The following is a 13591-nucleotide window of genomic DNA, read 5'->3' as shown; positions in this document are numbered from 1 at the left end:
ACGTCGCCAACCCCTGACACGGCCGGCCGCACCCTTCGATGGTGCAGCGCCGGCCGATGCGCTGTCTCAAACAAGGAATTCCCTATGTCAGCACTCCCACAAAGCTGGGTCGCGTCCGCCAACACTGGCGTGACCGACTTCCCCCTGCAAAACCTGCCGTACGGCGTGTTCAGCACCGCGTCGCAACCGACGCCGCGTGTTGGCGTGGCCATTGGCGATCAGGTACTGGACCTGGCGGCGCTCGAAGCCGCCGGCGTGCTCAAGGTCGCCGAGGCCGGTGGCGCGACGGTCTTCTCGCAGCCCGCCATCAATGCGTTCGTGGCACTGGGCAGCGCGGCGTGGCGCGCCACGCGCGCGCGCCTGACGTCGCTGCTCGCCGTGGACGGCGATGCCGCCCTGCGTGAAAACGCCGCGTTGCGGGCTCAGGCACTTGTGCCGCTCGCACAGGTCACGTTGCATCTGCCGGTGCAAGTGCCCGGCTACACCGACTTCTATTCGTCGCGAGAGCACGCGACCAACGTGGGCAGCATGTTCCGCGATCCGGCCAACGCGCTGCTGCCGAACTGGTTGGAAATCCCCATCGGCTATAACGGTCGGGCCAGCTCCGTGGTCGTGAGCGGCACGCCGATTCATCGCCCGAACGGACAGATCAAGTTGCCCGATGCGCCGCGCCCGATTTTCGACGCGTGCCGCAAGCTCGACTTCGAACTCGAAACCGGCTTCATCGTCGGTCGTGACACGTCGCTGGGCGACAGCCTGAGCGTGGACGCGGCCGAAGCGGCCATCTTCGGGATGGTGTTGCTCAACGATTGGTCGGCGCGCGACCTGCAGCAGTGGGAATACGTGCCGCTCGGTCCGTTCAACTCGAAGTCGTTCGGCACGTCCATCTCGCCGTGGGTGGTGACGATGGAAGCGCTCGAACCGTTCCGCGTGGCCGGCCCCGAGCAGAATCCGCAGCCGGTCTCGTACCTGCAGCAGCAGGGCAAGCATGCCTTCGACATCGCGCTGGAAGTGCTGATGCAAGCCGACGGCGATGCGCAGGCGACGTCCATCTGCCGCACCAACTTCCGTCACATGTACTGGAGCATGGCGCAACAGTTCGCTCACCATACGGTCTCGGGCTGCAATGTGCGCGTTGGCGACCTGATGGGCTCTGGCACGATCAGTGGCCCGACGCCGGACTCGTTCGGCAGCCTGCTCGAACTGACGTGGAACGGCAAGAACCCGATCACGCTGGCCAGCGGCGCGAAGCGCACGTTTATCGAAGACGGCGATACCGTGATGATCGCCGGCTGGTGCCAGGGGAATGGTTACCGCGTGGGCTTCGGCGAGGTCTCGGGTCAGATCCTGCCCGCGAAGGCGAGATAAGCGCGATCGGCGTGAGGTGCGAACGTGTGCCCGGAGGTTTGCCGGGCGTATTGACGGATGCACCCGCGACGCGTCGTTCCGGTTCTCCGGGCGGCGCGTTTGTCGTTTATGGCCCTGGCGAAATCTCGCAGAGGTGAGTGTGATCGAGGTGCGCCTACGACAGTCGTTGCCACCACGGATTGATGCGGCCGACGATCAGGCTTGCACTCACGCGGCAACGCGTGGGCGTATAAGTCAGTTCGTTGCCGACCCGGCGTAACAGCGGCGGGTCGCCGAGGCGGGCTCGGCGCGGCACGCGCGGCGAGCGCTGTGCGCGCGCAACAGGTAGCGGGGAGGCGGTAGCGTGTGACATTTGATACTTCCCGTATTCATGTGAGGACGGGAAGTATTTAGCCACGTCGCGGCGAGCGGCGACAGGTGAAGCAATCCGAAAAATGCGTCCGTTGGGCGTGACAGCCCACCGTCGCAGACCGAGGCAATCATCGATGTTTGTCGTCCGGCACTGCCGGGGGCTTGGGCGCCACCGCGCCAGTCGGCGACGCCTCCGGCGCCGGCGCGGCGGACGTTGGCGCCGCCGGTGCGCCGCTCGGCGACATCGGCGGACGGGCCAGCCCCTCGTTGATCCACGCGTTCAGCAGCGTATAGGTCACAGCCAGAATCACCGGCCCGACGAACAGGCCTACGATCCCGAACGTCAACATGCCCCCCAGCACCCCCGCGAGAATCAACGTCATCGGCAGATCGGCCCCCCGGCGGATCAACATCGGTCGCATGACGTTGTCCAGCATGCCGATGAAGACCGAGAGCACCAGCAGCAGCGTGGCGAGCGTCGGACTGTCCTGCCAGTAGAGCCACGCCACGCTCGAGAGCAGCACGGGGAACGGACCGATCTGGGCGACACACAGCACCAGCATCAGCGCCGTCAGGAAGCCTGACAGCGGCACCCCCGTCAGCCACAGGCCGAGGCCGCCGAGCAGCGACTGCGTCACGGCCGTGACCACGATCCCGAGCGCCACCGCGCGAATCGACATTCCGGCAAGCCGGACCGATTCTTCTCCCCGATCACCGCCGAGGCGCCGCGCCATGCGAATCAGCGCGCGCGCCGCACGCTCTCCCTGCATGAAGAGAATGCCGGAGATGATCAGCGTGAGGCCAAGGTGAACCACGAGCAGGCCGATCGACCCCAGCTTGGAGAATCCCCACGTCGCCGCCTTGACGGCATAAGGCTGAATCCGCGCGACGAGACCGCCGGGGCCCGCCGCTGCAAGCGCCTGCCACTCTTCGCTGGCGCGTTGGCCGACCACGGGGATGCGGATCAGCCAGTCGGGCGGCATCGGCAGGCCCCGTTGCCCGATGGAGTGCACTTGCTCGCTGATGTCGGACGCGTGCCCGATCAGTGTGCCGATCGCGGCGGACAGCGGCGCGACGACGATCACGAGCATGCCGAAGATCATGACGGTGGTGGCGAGCCACCGTTTGCCCCACAGGCGGCGTTGCAGGCCAACGAGCAATGGCCAGGTGGACGCGACGATCGTCACCGCCCAGATGAATGCCGGCAGAAACGGGAGCAGAACCCATAACGTGCCGATCATCAGCAGGCTGAGCACGAGAATCACGAGCAGGTTACGGGCGAGTTCGCTCGGGGTGGTGGAAAGCATGGGCGCTCCGACAGGCAGGGGGGCGAACGCGCATCAACACGCGTCCGGACGTACTGGTTGCACGAAGTGTGCAGGTGAGAAGCACCATGCCACGGCTGCGCAGGCACGGCAAGTGCGCCGCGCAGGCGCCTCACAGGGGTGTTGTTTCGCGGGGCTCGTCAGCGTCGTCGGATGATGCGCTGGGCCACCTTGTACGGCGCAGCGGTGGGCTCAGCGCGCCGGGCGCCGTCGTCGTGCCGTGTCGGCGCGAACCCGGCGGGCGAAGGCTCGCGTGCCCGTCATCGACGTGGCGGTCGCCTGCGACGGGTGGCGAAGCGGTGTGCGATGCGAGCGGGGCGGGGAGGGCGCGGATGGCGCGTGGCGGCGTTGGGACCTTGTTGTTATTGACTTCCCCGGTCACGGCCCCGTGCGGGCTGTTGGGGCGCATCGACATGGCGCTTGCCGACGATACCCCCGAGTCGGCGATCGTGACCACCGTGATGGTGCTGATCTTCGGTCGCGGCGCACGACGTTCGTGCGCAGTGCGAATGTCCTCGCGCTGCGCGGCGCTGTGGCCGATCGAGAAGATGAGGCCGATGAGACCGTAGAGCACGTTGAGCACCGCAAAGACATGAGCGTCTTCCACCAGACTCGGAGAATCTTCGTCAGGCGCGAGCTGCGTGGCGTTCAGGGCATTGGCGCCGTCGTCCCATCGCGTCGCGTTGTCGCGGCCATGGCCGTGCGCCGAGCCGTCGCCCATCCATGCAAGGTAGTAGAACGTGGCCGTGAGCGCGAACCAGATGAGCCGGGGCGGGGCAGAGCGAAGCATGCCACGGACATCGCGGACGAACGCCTGCAGACTTGCGGGCGCTTCCCGGTCGTCGGGTTCACGTCGCGCGGCCTCGATCAGCAACTCGGCCAGATTGTCCTGCGTGAGGATTTGCAGGCTGGCGTTATGCCGACTCGTGCCCAACTGGTGGATGATCGGCAACAGCGTCAATCCTGGGACGGGCGCCAGTGGAATTTCCAGCGCCGCGTGGAGGGTGTCGCCGAATCGCCGGGTGAAAATCCCGGGAAACCAGCGCGACACGCCGCGTTCGATGCCGTATCGCGTCCCATTGCGCAGCACTCCGTAACAAAACACGAAGCCGAGCACTTGTGCAAAGGCCGCCCGATAAGGGGTCGAGAGGATCGCGCTCAGTCCTTCCAGGTCAGGCGCCGGCGTCGTGCGCGCGATCCGGTTGCGGTACTGCCGCTGGGTCACGTTGAAGCCCGCCGTGCCGAGCAGATTGATCAGCACGATCGCCAGTGCGGCCATCGGCGGCCAGAACGTGGCTTGGGAACGGGTGGGATCGGTCGTCTCCGTCAACAATGAGGCGAGCGTCGAGCCGACGGCGAACGGCAGCGCGTCGCGCAGGGTGCCGATGCAGAACGCGCGCCAGGAGAACACCGGTCGCTGCTCGCGCAAGAGCGCTTCCAGATGATCGCTCACGTCGTCAACGTCGAACCCATGGAGGGCAAGCGTTCGGGCCTGGCGATGCAGATGCGTGTGCAAGGTGTCGTGCCACGGCTGCGTCGCCATGTCGCCGGGCGCTGGCAGGCCCTCAGGCCAAGGCGGCGCCAGCGGCGTGCGTGGGGCGCGCCATCCGTTGGTGACGGCGGGCGGACCCAACGCATTCAGGGCCGGCAAGGCAACCTCCTGCCATAGCGCATCGAAGATGCGTAGCGCGCGGCTTGCACCCGGTCCCGCGTACATGTCGATCATGAAGGTGGGAGCGTCGACTGTCGACGGCCGCGTCGGGGTGGGGGGTGCCGAGAACGTCCGAAGTACGGGGCGTGGTGCGAACTCCGCAGACTCTCTGAGCGCGCCTGGGCTCGGGCACGCGTACGTCCGTGTCATGGGCGCGGTCGGCGACCCGGCCGCGAGGCTGGCCTGCGCGGCAGCTTGCTGGGCGCGCGCGAAATCCTCCTCCAGCGGGGTGACGGGCTCGCGTCGCCCGGCGTCGGTCACCTCGGTGGTGGCGAGCGGGGTATCGGACGCAAGAAGGATGGTTGGAAGGCACGAGAAGCAGTTGCGGAGCATGGCGTCGTGGGCAGGACTAGGCCGGCGGCAAGTTGCCGGGCCTCAGGCAGGAAGGGACGAAATGAAGCGGGCGATGCTACCCCCGTCTGTCCTTGACGGCCACGCCTGAACAGTCGTTTGAAGTCGTTCATTCGCGAAGTTGCGTAGTGGCTTCAGGCCAGTCCGCGATGCGCGATCAGGCATTGACCGTGCTTTGCGTCACACGTTACGCATCGGGCACGACCATGACCCCGGCACGCAGTCCGTTCGCGACATCGGGATTGGGGAACACGATGCGTTCCTCCGGATGCGAAACCGTATAGGTGGTCTCGCCGTCGCGCGCCAGCACGGTGCCGGCCACGTAGGGTGTGAAGTTCGGTGTGTCGGCCGGGACGTCGAGCACGAATGCGTCCGTGCGGCGCACGATCTCGGCGGCCACGCGAAAGCGTCGGGCGCGCGGCACCTTGCCGTCATCGCGCTTGCCCATCTGCGCGCCGGACAACCAACGGCGCAGGGCGGCGTCGATGCCGGCAAAATCGTCAAGACGGTTTTGCCCGAAAGGCGCGACTTTTCCCAGCTCGAGCGTGCAGCTCTCGGCGCCGAAGTTCGCACAGGTGTAATACGAGAACGTGACGGACGGCTGCTCGGTCAACATCACCGCTTCGATATCGGCCGCGGCAAGTGTCTCGATCCAGTCGTCGCTTGCTGGACGCTGCGGCGGACTCGGCACCACCGCGAAGCGGGGGAAGAGTGACGCGCGAATCGCCGTGTGCATGTCCACGTGCCGACGCAGGCGGCGTGCGTCGCGCGTCTCGGCGAAGAACTGCGCCACGATCACTTCGAGTTCACGCGCGCGCTGCACGGCGGGCGACTCCGCACGCTTGGCGTGAGCGCCCTGGAACAGCCGGTTCAGGTCGTATTCGAGATAACGCTTGCCGGCACGTACGGCGTCCGGGTTGCCAAGTACGACGAGCACACGCTCGCGCAACGTCAGGCGGCCGTCGGCAATGTCGCGCAGAATGCCGTCAACGATCTCGATCGGGGCGGTTTCATCGCCGTGAATCCCGCACGAGAGGATGGCGTCGAAGCGTTGACCGCCACGCGCGTCGAGCGTGCCGGTGACCTGATCCGCGTCGGCGGGTGTCAGTTCGAGCACCCCTTCAGCGTGGCGTTGCCAGCGTACGCCACAGGGCTCGATACCTTCGCTGGGGACACTGTCGTGCGATTCGCGCACGTCGCTTAGCCAGTGGCGCAGGGCCGAACGATTGGCGTCGGTCATCATGAAGGATCTCCAGAAATGCAGACTCGTATTTTATGCGCGTCGTTGGCCGGTTCGGTGTATCACGTCGCCCATGCAGGGCAACGCCCTGTACATGCGGTTTTGCCGGTCCGTCCGGCATGCGCACATTGTTCCGGCGGTCGAATCGGTGTCATCATGATCCGCATCGCACGCCGTTCCATCGAGCGTGGCCTTGGGGATTGCCGTTCATGACCGATCTGTACGTCGAAGGTGTCTGGCGCACTGCCAACGGGGCGGAATTCCGCGCGCTCGATCCCATGTCGGGCGATGTCGTGTGGCAGGGCCATGCGGCGGATGCGGCCGATGTCGACGCCGCCGTCCAGGCCGCGCGTCGTGTACAGCGCGATTGGGCGCGTCGAAGTGTCGACGAGCGACTGGCCGTGTTGCAGCGCTTCGCGGCGATCGTGACCGCGCAAATCGAAACGCTTGCCGACGCCATCGGTCGAGAGACCGGCAAGCCCCTGTGGGAAGCGCGCACCGAAGTGGCGACGATGGCCGCGAAGGTCACGCATTCGGCAAAAGCCTACCAGGAGCGCACGGGCGAGCGACGCAGTGCCGTGGCGGACGGGCAGAGCGTCGTGCGCCATCGGGCGCATGGCGTGATGGCCGTTTTCGGACCGTACAATTTTCCCGGGCATCTCCCTAACGGGCATATCGTGCCGGCGCTACTCGCGGGCAACAGCGTCGTCTTCAAGCCCAGCGAACTGGCGCCCGGCGTGGCCGAACGAACGATGCGGTGCTGGATCGAAGCGGGCCTGCCGCCAGGGGTATTGAACCTCGTGCAGGGCGGGCGCGAGACAGGGGCGGCGCTCGCCGCGCACGACGGTATCGACGGGCTGTGTTTCACCGGCAGTTCCGCCACGGGCCGCGCCCTGCATCGACACTTCGCAGGGCGTCCCGACAAGCTCCTCGCGCTCGAGATGGGCGGCAACAATCCGCTGATCGTCGATACGCCAGCCGATATCGACGCGGCCGTCCATGTGACGGTTCAGTCCGCTTTCCTCTCAGCCGGGCAACGTTGCACCTGTGCCCGACGCTTGCTCGTGCCGCGTGGGCCGCACGGCGACGCGTTCATCGAACGACTGGCGTGGGTGACGCAACGCATCGTCGTCGGACGCTACGATGCCGATCCGCAGCCATTCATGGGCGCGGTGGTGTCGCTTCAGGCGGCGCGTCGCATGACGGCGGCTCAGGCCGACCTGATGACGCTTGGCGCCCGCTCGATCCTTCCACTCGCCCAGCCGGACGGTCGCTCGGCATTGCTCACGCCGGGGCTGATCGACGTAACGTCGCTGGCCGCGCGCGATGCGCTACCCGACGAAGAGTATTTCGGCCCATTGCTTCAGGTGCTGCGCTACGACACGTTCGACGAGGCCATCGCGCTGGCGAATCGCACGCGCTATGGGCTGGCGGCCGGTCTGGTGTCCGACGATCCCGCGCGTTACGAACAGTTTCTCGCCGAGATCCGCGCGGGCATCGTCAATTGGAACCGGCCGACGACGGGCGCGGCCGGGGCGGCGCCGTTCGGGGGCATCGGCGAGTCCGGCAACCACCGTCCCAGTGCGTGGTACGCGGCCGATTATTGTGCCTACCCGATCGCGTCGATGGAGGCCCCGCGGGTGATCCTGCCCGAGCACCTCGGTCCGGGCCTGGACTTTGCCGCGTGCTGATCTTTCTATCTCGACTTTTTTTCCGCTTTCCCAGGAATGGATATGACGCGTTTTGCCCTCGAAGCCAACTTCGATGGACTGGTTGGCCCCACGCATAATTATGCGGGGTTGTCGTTCGGCAACGTTGCCTCTGCAAACAACGCCAATCGCGTATCGAATCCGCGCGAGGCGGCGCTGCAAGGGCTGGCCAAGATGAAGGCGTTGGCCGATCTGGGCTACGCCCAGGGCGTCTTGCCGCCGCAAGAGCGTCCGTCGGTTGCCTTGTTGCGCACGCTTGGCTTCTCAGGCGACGACCGGGCGGTCATACGCGAGGCGGCTCGCACGGCGCCCGAGGTGCTCGGTGCGGCAAGTTCGGCCGCGAGCATGTGGACGGCCAACGCCGCCACCGTCAGCCCCTCGGCGGACACGGCTGACGGCCGGGTGCATTTCACGGCGGCCAATTTGTGCAGCAAGTTGCATCGCGCGTTCGAGCACGACACGACGTCACGCGTGCTGCGTACTGCGTTCCCGGACGAAGCCCGCTTTGCGCATCACGACGCCCTGCCGGGCTGGCCGTCCCTGGGCGACGAGGGCGCGGCGAACCATACGCGGCTGTGCGGGGCCTACGGGGAGCGCGGGGTCGAGTTCTTCGTCTACGGACGAGACGATCTGGCGAACGCGCCGGCACCGCGTCGGTTCCCTGCACGCCAGACGCTGCAGGCGAGTCAGGCGATTGCCCGTCTGCACGGGCTGGCGGCAGACGACGTAGTGTTCGCACAGCAGCATCCCGACGCCATCGACGCTGGCGTCTTCCATAACGATGTGATCGCCGTGGGCAATGGCAACGTGCTGTTCTGCCATGCTCGCGCGTTCGTCGATCAGGCGGCGGTGCTGGCGATGCTTCGCGAGCGGCTGGCGGCCCGGGGCACCTCGCTGGAGGTGGTGGAGGTCGGCACGGACGACGTCTCGATCGAGGACACCGTCGGCAGCTATCTTTTCAACAGCCAGTTACTTGCGCGGGCACCCGCGGCGGGCGGCGGGATGTCGCTCGTGGTGCCGCAGGAGTGCCGTGAGCGCCCGGCCGTGTGGCGCTTTCTCGAATCGCTGGTGGCCAGTGGGGGTTCGATTCGCGAGTTGCACGTGTTCGACTTGCGCGAGAGCATGCGCAACGGCGGCGGGCCGGCATGCCTGCGTCTGCGTGTGGTGTTGACCGACGACGAGCGCAAGGCGACCCACGCGGGGCTCTGGATCGACGACGCACGGTACGCCACGCTCACCGAATGGGTGAAGCGCCACTATCGTGACCGGCTGGCCGTGGGCGATCTTGCCGACCCGGCCCTGCTCGACGAGAGCCGCAGCGCCCTCGACGACCTCACGCAATTGCTCGACCTGGGTAGTCTTTATTCATTTCAACGCGGCGCGTAAGCGCCATCGGGAGTCGACGCGATGACGACGATCATTGGTTTGTCCGGCAGCCTGCGCAAGGGCTCATACAACACGGCGTTGCTGGCGGCGGCGAAGGCGGTGGCGCCCGCCGGCGTCACGCTGGACATCCGCACATTGCATGGCATTCCGCTATATGACGGCGATGTGGAAGAAAGCGAGGGAATTCCAGCCGCCGTCGCCTCGCTGAAGGACGCCATCGCACAAGCCGACGGCTTGTTGCTCGCAACCCCGGAGTACAACAACGGCATGCCGGGCGTGTTCAAGAATGCGCTCGACTGGCTATCGCGGCCACCTGCCGATAGTGCGCGAGTGTTCCGTGACAAGCCCGTGGCGGTCATGGGGGCATCGCCCGGCGGCTTCGGCACGATTCTGAGCCAGAACGCATGGATGCCGGTGCTGCGCACGCTGCAGACCACGCCCTGGTGGCAGGGGCGCCTGATGGTGTCGCACGCGAACAAGGTCATCGATGCCGACGGGAAGCTCCAGGACGACGCCGTTCGTCAGCAACTGACCGTGTTCATCACCGGATTCGTCGAATTTCTCGAGCATAGAGAGGGTGTGAATGGGTAATTGTTTATACAAATCAATTGATTGCGTCAACTTTCTCGCGTGATGGATGCGATGATGGGCGCGCGGCACCTGGTCCAATCGCCAATGACGCACCGATAAGCGATGCGACTCACGGATTGTTCGGCGATGCACTATGCTGGATGCAACGTATCAGCCGATGCGTCGAACGCGTCCATTCGTCAGCCGGGGGTGCAGCCATGCAAATCGAGTTTCCGGATCACCGTCCCGTATTCAACTATGAAGATCTGACGATTGAATTCGCGGTTGTCGTCAATGGTCGGCCGATCGATTGCGCCGTGTCGGCCGAAGCCCTGGAGGATCATTTCGGCGCCTACTCGGCGCGCGCGGACGATTTGTTGCACGCCTTCGAACACGGGCGAACGGATATTCACGCACTCACGCGTGAATATCTGACGATGGGGCTTTCGGGCCCCGTATTGTTACGCAGCGGGCACTTTCGCTGGGTACGCGAAGCCAGGCGGCAAGCCGCCCGGCGCTGAGCGACGCACATCGTCGTTCACCTCCGACGTCCCGCCGAGGGAAGACTTTTCTTGGTCGACTTGATTCGCGTCAAACCCGCGAACGTTTCGTCATGCGACGCAATAGGCGAGCCGCACTGATCGGCGTAAGCTGACGTTGCTGCTTGAGAGGTTACGTCAGCGGCACCCTCGTCGATCACGATCAGGAGTCGCTATGGGTTCGGAATTTCGCGTCGTCATCGCCTCGATCGCGGCCTTCATGACGCTGGCCGGTGCGTTCGCCACCATCCACGGTCTGCTCTACGACCAAACGCACGTCATGAAGGGCGGCGTGGTGACGGTGCTGTTCGGTATTCTGTTTATCGTGGCGATGCTCACGCCCTGGCCGAGCGACGACGAGCGCGATTCCAAGGATACCCAGCGCAAGCCCTGAGTCGGGTTAACCGTTTGGTTCGCCGCGTTCTACACTGCTAAGTGAGGGACGCCGTCGAAGTCAGCCGAAAGTCGCGCAGCTCTGGCCGGGCACGCTCCGGGTCGGGCCGATTTCCCCGCATGAAACGCTTCGCAACGCGCGTGGTCTCGTTGCGAGGTGCCGTATGTGTTCCGATACCCGCGTCGTGATTGCCTCCATCGCCGCATTTGTGACGCTCGGAGGCATATTCGCCACGATTCATGGCCTGCTGTTCAACCTGCCGGAGGTGTCGCGCTACGGCGTGGCCGCGGTGTTGGTGGGGGCGACGTGCACGGCCACGATGCTTATTCCCTGGGGGGCGCGCGACGAGTCGTGACGTGACGCGTCGCCAGACGCATCGCCGCGGGCATTTCAGCCCGCCGGTTTGGTCAGGCGTGCGCGCAGGCAAAGGAAGGCGGGCGCTTGCGAGAGTTCGCGGTAAAGCCTTGGGTCGACGCTGGCCATCTCCGGCAACGGCAGCGGTTCGACCATGCGCTCGAGTTGCCAGCCGGCGTCTGCCGCGGCATTCAGAATGCCCGCGAGCGGTCGCCGGTATGACTCCACATAGGGCTTCGGCTCCCCGAAGCCGCTCCAGTACATGCCAAATCGCGTGACGTCGAAGTAGGGGCGGTTGCGCCGGGTGCGCTCGTCAAGCCAGTCGCGCATCGGATGCCCCATCGACCAGACGAGCGTCGCGCCGGGCTTGGCAACCCGCGCGAACTCGCGAAACGCCGGTCCGAGGTTTTCCACGTAATCGAGTGCGAGGGCGCTGACGATGGCGTCGAAGCGGTGGTCGGTCAACGAGGAGAACGGCGCGCCCAGGTCCTGAACGTCGAACGTTGCCGCGAGTCCTTCGCAGCGCTTTCTCGCCAGCGCGATCATCTCCGGTGTGACGTCGATGCCGTGTACCGTCGCGCCTTGCTCGGCGAGCCACGCACTGTTGATACCCGGGCCGCAGCCGGCATCGAGAACATGCAGGCCGCCGACGCTGCCGAGCAGGTGGCGCGTGGCAGGGCGCTCGTAAAGGGCGTTATGCGGTTTAGTCACGGCAATCTCGGCGTAGCGCTCGGCAAAACTTGCGTAAGCGGTGCGTCCGATCGACGTGGGATCGGCTGACGACATGCGCGACTCCAGGGGGAAGCATGAATGGGGGGCGATTGTAACGCCAAAGCACGGACGGTCTTGTCGGTGCTGTGGGACAATAGCGGCCTTCGCCGCCGCGCCTGCGAGTATCCTGCGCCCGCCCGGCATGGTGCGACAGCCGTGATTTCGCGACATCATTTCCAAGCATGCCCCCATCCAGCGCTTCTCTCTCGCCGTCTGACACTTCGACCCTTGCTCCCGCCGAGACGATCGACGTGGCCGTGATCGGGGCGGGCCCCGCGGGTCTCATGGTGGCCGAGGTGCTGTCGGCGGCGGGGTGGCGCGTCGATGTGTACGACGCCATGCCGTCGGTCGGGCGCAAGTTCCTCATGGCCGGCAAGGGCGGTATGAATCTCACGCACAGCGAGCCTGCGGAGCCGTTCGTGGCCCGGTACGGCAAACGTGCGGCCGCAGTGGCACAGTGGTTGCGCCGGTTCAGCGCGGACGATGTGCGCTCATGGGCCCATCGGCTGGGCATCGATACCTTTATCGGCAGTTCCGGTCGCGTTTTTCCCGTTGACATGAAAGCGGCACCGCTGTTGCGGGCATGGCTTACCCGTTTGCGCGCGGCGGGCGTGAGGCTGCATGTGCGGCATCGCTGGCTGGGCTGGGACGCCCGGGCGTCGGCCGGCCCGGACGATTTGCGGTTTGCAACGCCCGGGGGCGAGCGCCGCGTGCGGGCGAGGGCTGTGGTGCTGACGCTGGGCGGCGCGAGTTGGCCGCAACTGGGCTCGGACGCCGCCTGGGTGACGTGGCTACGCGATCATGGCGTGGCGGTCGCACCGCTGTTGCCGGCCAATGCGGGCTTCGAGTCGGACTGGACGCCGCACATGCGCGAGCGGTTCGCGGGCCATCCGGTGAAATCGGTCACGATGACTTTACGGGACGGCACGACGCGCAAAGGCGAGTTCGTGATCTCGGCGCAGGGCATCGAAGGCAGTCTGGTGTATGCGTTGTGCGCCCCTATTCGCGATGCGATTCGTGCCGAGGGCAGCACGCAGGTCTATCTGGATCTGTTGCCGGACTGGGGTCTCGAGCGTGTCGCCGAGGAAGTGGGCCGGCCGCGAGGCTCGCGCTCGATGGCGAGCCATCTGCAGAGTCGCCTGGGGCTCGCGGGCGTGAAGTCGGCGTTGCTGCGCGAGTGTTTGCCGCGTGAGGCGTTCGACGACCCGGCGGCGCTGGCCGCCGGCATCAAGCGTTTGCCATTGACGCTGTTGCGCACGCGGCCGATTGCCGAGGTCATCAGCAGTGCCGGGGGTGTCGCGCTGGAAGCGCTGGACGCGCGCTTGATGGTGAAGACTTTGCCCGGCGTGTTTTGCGCCGGGGAGATGCTCGATTGGGAAGCGCCCACCGGCGGCTATCTGCTCACGGCGTGCTTTGCGAGCGCGTGTGTAGCGGGCGACGGCGCCGCGGCCTATCTTCAGGCCCAGCGCTGATATCGCGCGAGCCCGGTGCCGGGGTGGCCGCCGGGCGTGGTCCACGTCAA

The 13591-nt window shown here is 66.1% G+C and carries 13 protein-coding genes; 8 read left to right on the top strand and 5 right to left on the bottom strand.

What is annotated here, in order from left to right; all coding sequences use genetic code 11:
- Positions 1-84 precede the first annotated feature (84 nt).
- Positions 85-1368 carry a fumarylacetoacetase gene (gene fahA / locus OYT13_RS12735; protein WP_268566340.1) on the top strand — a complete coding sequence of 428 codons (1284 nt, stop codon included), beginning with the start codon at positions 85-87 and terminating at the stop codon, positions 1366-1368.
- A gap of 154 nt (positions 1369-1522) precedes the next feature.
- Here fahA and OYT13_RS12730 read toward each other — a convergent pair whose 3' ends face one another.
- The 4 genes from OYT13_RS12730 to astE all read right to left on the bottom strand — a co-directional run bounded on the left by OYT13_RS12730 (position 1523) and on the right by astE (position 6349).
- Positions 1523-1720 carry a hypothetical protein gene (locus OYT13_RS12730; RefSeq protein WP_157211350.1) on the bottom strand — a complete coding sequence of 66 codons (198 nt, stop codon included), beginning with the start codon at positions 1718-1720 and terminating at the stop codon, positions 1523-1525.
- Between the two features lie 127 nt (positions 1721-1847).
- Positions 1848-3026 carry an AI-2E family transporter YdiK gene (ydiK, locus tag OYT13_RS12725; protein WP_261938506.1) on the bottom strand — a complete coding sequence of 393 codons (1179 nt, stop codon included), beginning with the start codon at positions 3024-3026 and terminating at the stop codon, positions 1848-1850.
- Positions 3027-3156: 130 nt separating this feature from the next.
- On the bottom strand, positions 3157-4770 hold the full coding sequence (locus OYT13_RS12720; protein ID WP_268566339.1) for a hypothetical protein: 1614 nt from the start codon (positions 4768-4770) through the stop codon (positions 3157-3159).
- Positions 4771-5293: 523 nt separating this feature from the next.
- Entirely contained in the window at positions 5294-6349 is a 1056-nt protein-coding gene (gene astE / locus OYT13_RS12715; RefSeq protein ID WP_017232231.1) for a succinylglutamate desuccinylase, read from the bottom strand.
- Between the two features lie 206 nt (positions 6350-6555).
- On the opposite strand from astE, the gene astD reads away from it, so the two are divergent.
- From astD to OYT13_RS12685, 6 genes are all read left to right on the top strand, one after another.
- Entirely contained in the window at positions 6556-8037 is a 1482-nt protein-coding gene (gene astD / locus OYT13_RS12710) for a succinylglutamate-semialdehyde dehydrogenase (protein WP_268566338.1), read from the top strand.
- A gap of 42 nt (positions 8038-8079) precedes the next feature.
- Positions 8080-9441, top strand: a complete 1362-nt coding sequence (astB, locus tag OYT13_RS12705) for an N-succinylarginine dihydrolase (RefSeq protein WP_268566337.1) — start codon at positions 8080-8082, stop codon at positions 9439-9441.
- A gap of 21 nt (positions 9442-9462) precedes the next feature.
- Complete coding sequence (locus tag OYT13_RS12700) at positions 9463-10032, top strand: NADPH-dependent FMN reductase (RefSeq protein WP_017232228.1); 570 nt, start codon at positions 9463-9465, stop codon at positions 10030-10032.
- Between the two features lie 140 nt (positions 10033-10172).
- The gene (locus tag OYT13_RS12695; protein ID WP_327198093.1) at positions 10173-10532 is read left to right on the top strand and encodes a DUF1488 domain-containing protein; all 360 of its coding nucleotides are present in this window, start codon (positions 10173-10175) and stop codon (positions 10530-10532) included.
- 193 nt (positions 10533-10725) lie between these two features.
- Positions 10726-10944: a DUF2964 family protein gene (locus tag OYT13_RS12690; RefSeq protein WP_017232226.1), complete on the top strand. Its 219-nt coding sequence runs from the start codon at positions 10726-10728 to the stop codon at positions 10942-10944.
- Positions 10945-11107: 163 nt separating this feature from the next.
- Positions 11108-11299 carry a DUF2964 family protein gene (locus tag OYT13_RS12685; protein WP_017232225.1) on the top strand — a complete coding sequence of 64 codons (192 nt, stop codon included), beginning with the start codon at positions 11108-11110 and terminating at the stop codon, positions 11297-11299.
- Positions 11300-11334: 35 nt separating this feature from the next.
- Here the strand turns inward: OYT13_RS12685 and OYT13_RS12680 are convergent, their stop codons facing one another.
- Positions 11335-12084, bottom strand: a complete 750-nt coding sequence (locus tag OYT13_RS12680; RefSeq protein ID WP_261938509.1) for a class I SAM-dependent methyltransferase — start codon at positions 12082-12084, stop codon at positions 11335-11337.
- 236 nt (positions 12085-12320) lie between these two features.
- Between OYT13_RS12680 and OYT13_RS12675 the strand changes: the two genes are divergently transcribed.
- Positions 12321-13541, top strand: coding sequence for a TIGR03862 family flavoprotein (locus OYT13_RS12675; RefSeq protein ID WP_017232223.1), 1221 nt, complete (start codon positions 12321-12323; stop codon positions 13539-13541).
- Positions 13542-13591: the final 50 nt, after the last annotated feature.

This window comes from Pandoraea sp. XJJ-1 (assembly GCF_026802345.1).
Taxonomy (GTDB): Bacteria; Pseudomonadota; Gammaproteobacteria; order Burkholderiales; family Burkholderiaceae; genus Pandoraea; species Pandoraea cepalis.
The sequence above is the reverse complement of the archived record's forward strand: the minus strand, read 5'-3'. Positions and strand labels throughout refer to the sequence as shown.